This is a genomic window from Azospirillum thermophilum, assembly GCF_003130795.1.
In the GTDB taxonomy this organism is placed as follows: Bacteria; Pseudomonadota; Alphaproteobacteria; order Azospirillales; family Azospirillaceae; genus Azospirillum; species Azospirillum thermophilum.
The window spans coordinates 1,016,938-1,026,380 of the sequence record NZ_CP029352.1 but is presented as its reverse complement, the minus strand read 5'-3'; the positions used below and the strand labels follow the sequence as shown (position 1 = coordinate 1,026,380).

At 69.3% G+C, this 9,443-nt stretch carries 10 protein-coding genes and 1 other RNA gene; 6 read left to right on the top strand and 5 right to left on the bottom strand.

The genetic code is table 11. From position 1 onward, the window contains the following. Positions 1 to 2 precede the first annotated feature (2 nt). The 3 genes from DEW08_RS04600 to DEW08_RS04590 form a co-directional block, all read right to left on the bottom strand. Complete coding sequence (locus DEW08_RS04600) at positions 3 to 932, bottom strand: class I fructose-bisphosphate aldolase (protein WP_109324856.1); 930 nt, start codon at positions 930 to 932, stop codon at positions 3 to 5. A 181-nt stretch (positions 933 to 1,113) separates the two neighbouring features. Continuing rightward, entirely contained in the window at positions 1,114 to 1,362 is a 249-nt protein-coding gene (locus tag DEW08_RS04595) for a hypothetical protein (protein WP_109324855.1), read from the bottom strand. Between the two features lie 87 nt (positions 1,363 to 1,449). Beyond that, on the bottom strand, positions 1,450 to 1,911 hold the full coding sequence (locus tag DEW08_RS04590; RefSeq protein WP_109324854.1) for a hypothetical protein: 462 nt from the start codon (positions 1,909 to 1,911) through the stop codon (positions 1,450 to 1,452). A gap of 176 nt (positions 1,912 to 2,087) precedes the next feature. On the opposite strand from DEW08_RS04590, the gene DEW08_RS04585 reads away from it, so the two are divergent. After that, entirely contained in the window at positions 2,088 to 2,435 is a 348-nt protein-coding gene (locus DEW08_RS04585) for a type II toxin-antitoxin system HicB family antitoxin (RefSeq protein ID WP_109324845.1), read from the top strand. Positions 2,436 to 2,801: 366 nt separating this feature from the next. Continuing rightward, on the top strand, positions 2,802 to 4,490 hold the full coding sequence (locus DEW08_RS33090; protein WP_109324844.1) for a methyl-accepting chemotaxis protein: 1,689 nt from the start codon (positions 2,802 to 2,804) through the stop codon (positions 4,488 to 4,490). Between the two features lie 105 nt (positions 4,491 to 4,595). Here DEW08_RS33090 and gap read toward each other — a convergent pair whose 3' ends face one another. Beyond that, positions 4,596 to 5,603: a type I glyceraldehyde-3-phosphate dehydrogenase gene (gene gap / locus DEW08_RS04575; protein WP_109324843.1), complete on the bottom strand. Its 1,008-nt coding sequence runs from the start codon at positions 5,601 to 5,603 to the stop codon at positions 4,596 to 4,598. A gap of 80 nt (positions 5,604 to 5,683) precedes the next feature. Further along, positions 5,684 to 7,681 (bottom strand): transketolase, encoded by a 1,998-nt coding sequence (gene tkt / locus DEW08_RS04570; protein ID WP_109324842.1) that lies wholly within the window; start codon positions 7,679 to 7,681, stop codon positions 5,684 to 5,686. Positions 7,682 to 8,077: 396 nt separating this feature from the next. Between tkt and DEW08_RS04565 the strand changes: the two genes are divergently transcribed. The 4 genes from DEW08_RS04565 to DEW08_RS04550 all read left to right on the top strand — a co-directional run bounded on the left by DEW08_RS04565 (position 8,078) and on the right by DEW08_RS04550 (position 9,443). Then, positions 8,078 to 8,302, top strand: a complete 225-nt coding sequence (locus DEW08_RS04565) for a hypothetical protein (RefSeq protein WP_109324841.1) — start codon at positions 8,078 to 8,080, stop codon at positions 8,300 to 8,302. Positions 8,303 to 8,306: 4 nt separating this feature from the next. Continuing rightward, positions 8,307 to 8,621 (top strand): cell division protein ZapA, encoded by a 315-nt coding sequence (locus DEW08_RS04560; protein WP_109324840.1) that lies wholly within the window; start codon positions 8,307 to 8,309, stop codon positions 8,619 to 8,621. A gap of 14 nt (positions 8,622 to 8,635) precedes the next feature. Beyond that, positions 8,636 to 8,799, top strand: a non-coding RNA gene (ssrS, locus tag DEW08_RS04555) — 6S RNA. 38 nt (positions 8,800 to 8,837) lie between these two features. After that, the gene (locus tag DEW08_RS04550; protein WP_109324839.1) at positions 8,838 to 9,443 is read left to right on the top strand and encodes a 5-formyltetrahydrofolate cyclo-ligase; all 606 of its coding nucleotides are present in this window, start codon (positions 8,838 to 8,840) and stop codon (positions 9,441 to 9,443) included.

Below are 9,443 nucleotides of genomic sequence, written 5' to 3'. Positions count from 1 at the left end.
CCTTACTCCTTGCCCTGGTAGATCTTCATGATCCGGTCGAGCAGCTTCAGGGCCTCGTCACGCGGACGCTGGAACGCGTTGCGCCCGATGATCGAGCCGTTGCCGCCGCCGTCGCGGATGGCGCGGGCATCCTCGAACACCGCATCCTCGCCCTTGGTGGCGCCGCCCGAGAAGACCACGATGCGGCGGCCGTTGAAGGCGCACTGCATGATGTGGCGGACGCGCTCGGCCTGGGTGGCGATCGGGATGTTCTTGGACTCGTAGACCTTCTTGGCCTCCGCCTGCTCCAGATGGGCGGACGGCAGCTTCACCTTGATGATGTGGGCGCCGAGCAGGGCGGCCATGTGGGCGGCGTAGCCGATGACGTCCATCGCCAGCTCGCCGTCCTTGGAGATGTTGCCGCCGCGCGGGTAGGACCACAGCACGGTGGCGAGGCCGTAGGACTTCGCCTCCTTCGACAGCTCGCGGAACTCCTCGTACTGGTCGTACATGGCTTCCGAGCCGGGATAGATGGTGAAGCCGATGGCCGACGCGCCGATGCGCAGCGCGTCCTGGACCGAGGCGGTGACGGCCTGGTCGGCGTTCGCCTTCTGGGTGGACAGGCTGTTGGCGCTGTTCATCTTGAGGATCAGCGGGATCGAGCCGGCGAAGGTGTCGGCGCCGGCCTCCAGCGAGCCCAGGGGAGCCGCGTAGGCGTTGCAGCCCGCGTCGATGGCGAGCTGGTAGTGGTAATGCGGGTCATAGCCCGGCTCGTTGGGGCCGAAGCTGCGCGCCGGGCCATGCTCGAAACCCTGGTCGACCGGCAGGATGACCAGCTTGCCGGTGCCGCCCAGCTTGCCTTCCATCAGGATGCGGGCGAGGTTCGCCTTGGTGCCCGGATTGTCGCTCTCGTAATTCGCGAGGATCTCTTTGACGCGGCGAGTGAGCTTCATTGTGGCTCTTCCCCTGGGGCGTTTCTGGAAATGGCGCCGTCTTAGCCCAGCACGGACCGCTTTGCAACGCCGCCAGGGGCATAAAGCGGCCATCCGCCCCGCGTCGGGGCCCAGGATTCGTGGGTAACCGTTTCGGCGCGGCGATCCGGTTCGGGCCCGTCGCGCCCGCCCGGGCGCCGCCTCAGAGGAGCGAGCCGCTGACCAGGACGTAGAAGCCGTAGCCGGCGCCGATCATCACCGCCCAGGCCGCCGCCATCAGCGTCAGCCACAGCGCCGCCAGCTTCGGCCCGCGGATCTTCTCGACCGCCGGTTCGGGGAAGGGTCGCCCCAGCGGCCTGCGTCCGCCGCCGGCGGCGCGCCCGCAGGGCTCGACATCGAGGGGGGAGGGGCCGGTTTCAGGCTCCGGCGGCCGGGTTGTCGTGCTGCTCATCGGACCTGATTACCGCCCAATCATCCTGAAGACGAGCGTACACCACCTTTGCGCGGTGGCATCGGGCGAAAAAGCGGTAGGCCGGTCCTATGCCCCCGGTCCGGCGGGCGGGGATGCCTCCGCCGGGTCCGACAGCCAGGCCCGGCAGGCGGCCCGCGGGTCGCGGACGCCGCGCAGGTCGAGCGGGGGCGGCAGATCGGTCAGCACCCGCCCGCCGACGCGGGCCGCCACATCCGCCAGCCGGGCGGCGGCTCCGGGATGGCCCCGGAACAGGAGGAGGCGCAGTCCGGCGGCGAGCGCCCCCTGGGCGTCCCCGGCGCGGTCGCCGCAGTCGAACACGCCGGCCACCGAGAGACCGGGGCGGGCCGCGGCGGCGGTCTCCAGAAGCTTGCGGAACCACAGGGCGCCGGCGCCCGGCGGGCTGAGCAGGACCAGGGGGCGGCCGAGCGCCGCGGCGGCGTCGAAGGCGGCCTGCGCCTCGGCAAGCCCGTGCAGCCGGATCGGGCGAAGCGGGGCGGGCAGGTCGATCGGGAACTCGGCAGGGGACATGGAGCGGCGCGGCGGCGGAGGGGTGGGGTGCGCCAGTGTGGCACGGGGGGCGGGGCGCGACAAACCCCCGTCTCGGCTGTGAGAATTGAGGCAGGTCAAACCGCTGCCCGGCAGGTGGAGGTATCGTCCTCCGGTGACGCCGCCACAGTGGTGGCCGCTTCGCCAGGATCGCCGCGATGATGGACTACAAGGGCTACAAGGCCCAGATCGACTTCGACAGCGAGGCCGGAATCTTCGTCGGGGAAGTCATCAACACGCGGGACGGGATCACCTTCACCGGTCGTTCGGTGGACGAGTTGCGCGAGTCCTTCCAACGCGCGGTCGACGAGTATCTGGAGCTTTCCAGCGGCATGGGCGTCGGGGTCGAGCCGCCCTGTTCCGGCCGCCTGTCGATCCGCGTCAATCCCATGCTGCACCGGGCCATCGTCGCCTGCGCCCAGCGCGACGGGAAGAGCGTCGCCGCCTGGATCGCCGACTGCCTCAGCGAAGCGGCCGGCGTGAACTCCGTAAAACTCCGGTCCTGATCGGCAGGTTCCTTGCAAGAGTAGCGCTGCAGTCTCCGCGACGATCCACGGACATGCATCGAAATGCCGCAGCGATCATAATCGCGTCCGGCAGAATATGACGCTTTCATTTCGGTCTGGATGCTTGTCCCGCGGCGCAATGTCTTCATCCTGCGTCGCATTTTGCAATGCATTATCGGAATTCTCCGCAGGCGGCGGCGGTATGCAGCGGCGCCTCTGCCGCCGGAGCGCCGGCTGTGAAGCGGAGAGGCCCGGACGCCGTTGAAACCCCCATGTCAATTGTGCCTACCGATTTATGCGGGTCGGCATACTCGCTATGATGGCATTGCGCTTGCAGATTCCCTCGGGAAAAGAGGGGGTGCCGCCATGTTCCTTAAAAGCTTGACGCTTCGTACGAAACTCTGGGGACTCGTCGTCCTGTCCGCCTTCGCCTCGCTGGCGATCGCGACGGCTGCCGCCTGGCTGAACTACGACAGCATGTACAAAGACCGGATGGCGACGTTGCGGGCCGTTGTCGAGACGGCCAGCGGGGTCGCCGCCAGCTACGAAGCCGAGGTGAAGGCCGGACGGCTGACGCGCGAGCAGGCTCTCGACCGCTTCAAGTCCAACCTCTACGCCATGCTCTATGACGGCAAGGAGTATCTCTTCGTCATCAGCACGGAGTACAAGCTGTTGCTGCACCCGTTCCGGCCCGACCTGATCGGCCAGTACCAGCGCGAGAACAAGGACGCCAACGGCGTCTTCTACGTCCGCGCGATGGTCGACGGGGCGGCCGGCAAGGGCGAGGCCTTCGTCGAGTACGAGTTTCCCAAGCCGAACGCCAAGGAGCCTTCGCCGAAGCTGAGCTATGTGAAGCATTTCGAGCCGTGGAAGGTCGTCATCGGCACCGGTGTCTATGTCGACGACCTGAAGGAGCGCTTCCTCGATAATCTGAAGACCCTGCTGGGGGCGGTGCTTCTTCTGGCCCTGCCGGTGGTCGGGCTGATCGCGCTGGTCGGAACGAGCATCAGCGCCCGCATCCGGAGCCTGTCGCGGGCCATGCTGACGCTGTCGCGCGGCGACCTGACGGTCACCGTCCCGGAGGCCGACCGGCTTGACGAACTGGGCGACATGGGCCGCGCCGTGCAGGTGTTCAAGGAACACGCCGAGGCCCGCCGCCGCCTGGAGGCCGAACAGGAGGAGGCTTCGCGCCGTGCCGAGCAGGACAAGCGCGCGGCCCTCGACCGGCTGGCCCACGGCTTCGAGAGTTCGGTCGGCAGCGTGATCCAGTCGCTGTCGACGGCGACCGGGGTGCTGGAGGGCAAGGTCCAGGCGATGTCCAGCGCGGCCGACCAGACCAACCAGTTGGCGACCGTCGTCGCCTCCGCCAGCAGCGCCACGGCGGCCAACGTCCAGACCGTCGCCACCGCGACCCAGCAGCTTTCCGGTTCGATCGTCGAGATCGGGCAGCAGGTGTCGGAAGCCAGCCGCGTGGCCGGCGAGGCGGTGGGTATGGCCCAGCAGGCCAACACGCGCATCGGCAGCCTCGCGGATGCGGTCACCCGCATCGGTGCTGTGGTGGAACTGATCAACTCCATTGCCGGCCAGACCAACCTGCTGGCGCTGAACGCCACCATCGAGGCGGCGCGGGCCGGCGAGGCTGGCAAGGGCTTCGCCGTGGTCGCCAGCGAGGTCAAGGCGCTCGCCAACCAGACGGCCAAGGCGACCGAGGAGATCGGCGGCCAGATGTCCGGCATCCAGGGAGTGACGGCGCAGGCGGTCCAGGAAATCCAGGACGTCGCGTCGGTCATCGACCGGCTGAGCGGCATCGCCGCCGCCATCTCCGCCGCGGTGGAGGAGCAGAACGCCGCGACGGCGGAAATCTCGCGCAGCATCCAGCAGGCCGCTTCCGGCACCGTCGAGGTGTCGTCCAGCATCGGCGGCGTCACCTCGGCCTCCGACGAGAGCGGGCGCACGGCGCGCGAACTGGTCGATGCGCTCGGCAGCCTGTCGCAGCAGGCCTCGACCCTGCGGACCCAGGTGACGAGCTTCCTGCAGACGGTGCGGGCGGCCTGAGTGGCCACCGCAGCCGCTTCGGCGAAAAGGAACCGGCGAAATGGAAAGGGCGCCTTCCCGGTGGGGAAGGCGCCCTTCTTGCTGTCCGGCGGACCGGAGTGCTGATTACTTGGCGTTTGCCATGGCGACGGCGGTGTCGCTCATGCGGTTGGAGAAGCCCCACTCGTTGTCGTACCAGGTCATGATGCGGACGAAATTGCCGTCGATGACCTTGACCTCCTTCAGCGCGAAGATCGAGCTGTGCGGGTCGTGGTTGAAGTCGGTGGAGACGAGGTCCTCGTCATAGACGCCGAGGATGCCCTTGAGCGGACCGTTGGCGGCGTCGGCGATCGCCTTCTGGATCTCCTCGGCGGTGGTGGCGCGCTTGGCGGTGAACTTGAAGTCGACCACCGAGACGTTGGGCGTCGGCACGCGGATGGCGGTGCCGTCCAGCTTGCCCTTCAGCTCCGGCAGCACCTTGCCCACCGCCTTGGCCGCGCCGGTCGAGGTCGGGATCATGTTCAGGGCCGCCGCGCGGGCGCGGTGCAGGTCCTTGTGGTTGGTGTCCACGATCCGCTGGTCGCCGGTGTAGGAGTGGATGGTGGTCATGAAGCCCTTCTCGATGCCCACGAGGTTGTGGAGCACGAAGGCGACCGGAGCCAGGCAGTTGGTGGTGCAGGAGGCGTTGGAGACGATCTTGTGCCCGGCCTTCAGCGCGTCGTGGTTGACGCCGTAGACGACGGTGATGTCCTCGTCGGTGGCGGGGGCGGAGATCAGCACCTTCTCCGCACCGGCTTCCAGATGCTTGGCGGCGTCGGCGCGCTTGGTGAAGATGCCCGAGCATTCCATGGCGACCTGGACGCCCAGCTCCTTCCACGGCAGCTTGGCCGGGTCGCGCTCCTGGATGACCTTGATCGAATGGCCGTTGACGATCAGCACGCCCTCGCCGGTCTCGATGGTGCCGGGGAAGCGGCCGTGGACGCTGTCGTACTTCAGCAGGTGGGCGTTGGCCTTCAGGTCGGCCAGGTCGTTGATCGCCACGACCTCGACGTCCTTGCGGCCGCTCTCGTAGATCGCGCGAAGGACCAGACGGCCGATGCGGCCAAACCCGTTGATTGCAACCCGAACAGCCATTTTTTCCTCCAGTTTGTAAGATGCCGGGCGTGCGCGGAAACGGCCGCACGCCCGGCAGGTTCCCGTGGAACGAGCGTCCCTTAGAGGCGGGCCTTGACGGCCTCGGTGACGGCCTCGGCGGTGATGCCGAAGTGCTTGTAAAGCTCCTGGTAGGGCGCCGACTCGCCGAAGCCGGTCATGCCGACGAAGCCGCCGTTGGCGCCCAGCCAGCGGTCCCAGCCCTGGCGGATCGCCGCCTCGACCGCGACGCGCACGCCGTTGCCGAGGACGGCGGCCTTGTAGGCGTCATCCTGAGCCTCGAACAGTTCGAAGCTCGGGATCGACACGACCGCGGTGCCGATTCCCTCGGCCTGCAGGGCCTTGCGGGCCTCCATGGCGAGGGAGACTTCCGACCCGGTGGCGAGGATCGTCGCCTTGCGCCCGCCGTCGGCCTCCGCCAGCACGTAGCCGCCGCGGGCGGACCGGTTCTCCGCCACATGCTCGGTCCGCAGGGTCGGGACGTTCTGGCGGGTCAGCGCCAGCACCGACGGGCCGTTCACGCGCTCCAGCGCGATCTGCCAGCACTCGGCGGTCTCGACCGCGTCGGCCGGGCGCAGGACCAGCAGGTTGGGGATGGCGCGCAGGGCGGCCAGATGCTCCACCGGCTGGTGGGTCGGACCGTCCTCGCCCAGGCCGATCGAGTCGTGCGTCATGACGAAGATCGAGCGGGTCTTCATCAGCGCCGCGAGGCGGATCGCCGGACGGCAGTAGTCGGCGAACTGCATGAAGGTGCCGCCGTACGGGATGATGCCGCCGTGCAGCGCCATGCCGTTCATCAGGGTCGCCATGCCGTGCTCGCGCACGCCGTAACGGACGTAGCGGCCGGCGAAGCTGCCCTTGCCCTGGACGTCGGCGGTGTTCTTGACCTTGGTGTTGTTCGACGGCGTCAGGTCGGCCGAGCCGCCCACCAGCTCCGGCACCGCCGGGACCAGCACTTCGAGTACGTTGCCGGAGGCGACGCGGGTCGCCCAGCCCGGCTTGTCGGCGCTGACCTTCTCCTTGAAGGCGGCGATCGCCTCCGACAGGCCGGCCGGGACGCCGCGGCCCATCGCCTGCTCGAAGGCGGCGCGCTGGGCGTTGTCCAGCTTTCCGAAGCGGCCGGCCCAGGCGGCGAAGGCATCGGCGCTGCGGCTGCCGGCGGCGCGCCAGGCGGACAGCACCTCCTGCGGAATGACGAAGGCCTCGTGCGGCCAGCCGATCGCCTCGCGGGTCGCGGCCACCTCGTCGGCGCCCAGCGGCGAGCCGTGGCAGCCGTGGGTGTTGGCCTTGTTCGGCGCGCCCTTGCCGATGATGGTGCGGCAGGCGATCAGCGTCGGCTTGTCGGTGGAGGTGCGGGCCTCGGCGATGGCCTTCTCGACCGCGGCGAAGTCGTGGCCGTCGACCGAGATGGTGTTCCAGCCGTAGGAGCGGAAGCGTGCCGGGGTGTCGTCGGTGAAGCTGAGGTCGGTCGAGCCGTCGATGGAGATGTGGTTGTCGTCCCACAGCACGATCAGGCGGTTCAGCCCGAGATGGCCGGCCAGCGAGCAGGCCTCGTGGCTGACGCCCTCCATCAGGTCGCCGTCCGAGGCGATGACGTAGGTGTAGTGGTCGACCAGATCGTCGCCGAAGCGGGCGTTGGTGATCCGCTCCGCCAGCGCCATGCCGACGGCGGTGGAGACGCCCTGGCCGAGCGGGCCGGTCGTCATCTCGATGCCCAGCGTCGGATCGACCTCGGGATGGCCGGGGGTGAGGCTGCCGAGCTGGCGGAAGCGCTTCAGCTCCTCGATGGTCATCCGCTCATAGCCGGTCAGGAAGGCCAGCGAGTAGATCAGCATCGAGCCGTGGCCGGCCGACAGGACGAAGCGGTCGCGGTCCGCCCAGGTCGGGTTCTTCGGGTCGAACTTCAGGAACCTGGTGAACAGCACCGTGGCGACGTCCGCCATGCCCATGGGCATGCCGGGGTGGCCCGACTTCGCGGCCTCGACCGCGTCCATGGCGAGGGCGCGGATCGCGCTGGCCATCGTGGAAAGGGGGAGCGGGGTGGCGGTGGCAGCGGACATCGGGAGGGTTCCTGAAGACGGGCGCGCGTTGGAGCGACGGTGGCTGCGGTTGCGGCAAACAAGAGCTGCGCGGTAGCCGCCGAGGCTCCGCGAAACGCGCGCACCATGCAGAACGACCGCCCCGAGGTCAACATGGGAATGGAGGCATCCGTGGCATGGCTGGGCGCACCGCACCGGAGGGCTTTCGCGGCGCTTTGCCAAGGGATGCGGGGGCGGGAACGAAGGGCCTTGTGCGCTGCCGGTCGGAACGGCCAAAGTGACGCATGGCGTTTGTCGTTGACGCGTCCGACGATGCCACCCACCTTGGGCACGGCCGGTCCGGCCGCCGTCGCGGCGGTTTGGAGCGGGCTGGGCCTGGGGCGCAGGATATGGGGCGATGCGCAAGGGATTCTTCGCATGGACCAGTTGAAGGCCGCGCTGCAGCGGCTGAACAAGGCCGTGGACCGGCTGGAGCACGCCGCCTCCGCGCGGGAGGAGCGGGTTTCCCGCCGCGAGCAGGAGCTGACCCAGGCGCTGGAGACCGCCCGCGCCGACCACGCGCGTGCCCAGGCCACGGCCGACACCGTCTCGCAGCGGCTGGAGCTCGCCATCCACCGCCTGGAACAGGTCCTGGAGAGCTGATCCCATGCCGCAGGTCGATATCGAGATCAACAACCGCCTCTACCGCATGGGCTGCCAGGAGGGGCAGGAGGGGCGGCTGCGCGAGCTGGCCGCCTATGTCGACCGCCGGCTGAAGCAGCTGACCGGCGGCGGCAAGCTGGGCTCGGAGGCGCAGATGCTGGTGATGACCTGCCTCGTCCTGGCCGACGAGATGCAGGACATGGCGGCCGGGCGGGGCGCCCCCGCCGGCCTCGCGCTGGACGAGGCGGAGGTGGCCGCCGGCCTCGATCAGGTCGCCCGGCGCATCGAAGAGGTTGCCGCGCGGCTCGAGCGCGCCTAGATTAGGACCCGGAAGGTTCGCTGCCTGGCTCGACAGGCCGCATTAATCCCCAGGGCCGATAACCTTGATCTCTAGGGAACTGTCCCTGTCCGGACCCCTGGTCCGGGTACACGGTGCCCACCTGCTCATGCAGGCCATGGAGGATAGGCACATGGCCACCGGCCGAGGCGGCGCCTTCCACCCTCTTTTCCCGCTGATCCGGCACCAAGCAGGACGATGACCGCACCGCACGGCAAGGACGCCGCCCGTTCCCTGGCGCGGGCCGTGCGCGACGCCATCGCCGATCCGGCGGAACGCGCCCATGCCGCGGCGGCGATCCGCGACCGGATCGCGGCGCTCGACCTGCCGGCGGGGGAGGTCGGCGGCTATTGGCCGCTCGGCTCCGAACTCGACGTGCGGCCGGCCCTCCACCATCTCAGGACCCTCGGGCGGACGGTGGCCCTGCCGGTCTCCGGACCGCGGGGAAGCGCGCTGGTCTTCCGCCGCTGGCGGCCGGAGGACGTGCTGGTCAAGGGGCGCTACGGCATCCACGAGCCGGACGGGAGCAGTCCCGAGCTGCGGCCGGCGGTGCTGCTGGTGCCGCTGCTGGCCTTCGACCGGCGCGGCCACCGGCTGGGCTATGGCGCCGGCTATTACGACCGGACGCTGGAGGCGCTGCGGGCGGTGCACCCGGTGCTGGCCGTCGGGGTCGCCTTCGCGGCGCAGGAGCTGGAGGCGGTGCCGGTCGGCGCGCATGACCAGCCCCTGGATTGGATCGTCACGGAGCGCGAAGCGCTCGGCATTTCCACGGAGCGCGAGGCGCTTCGCACTTCAAGGCACTGA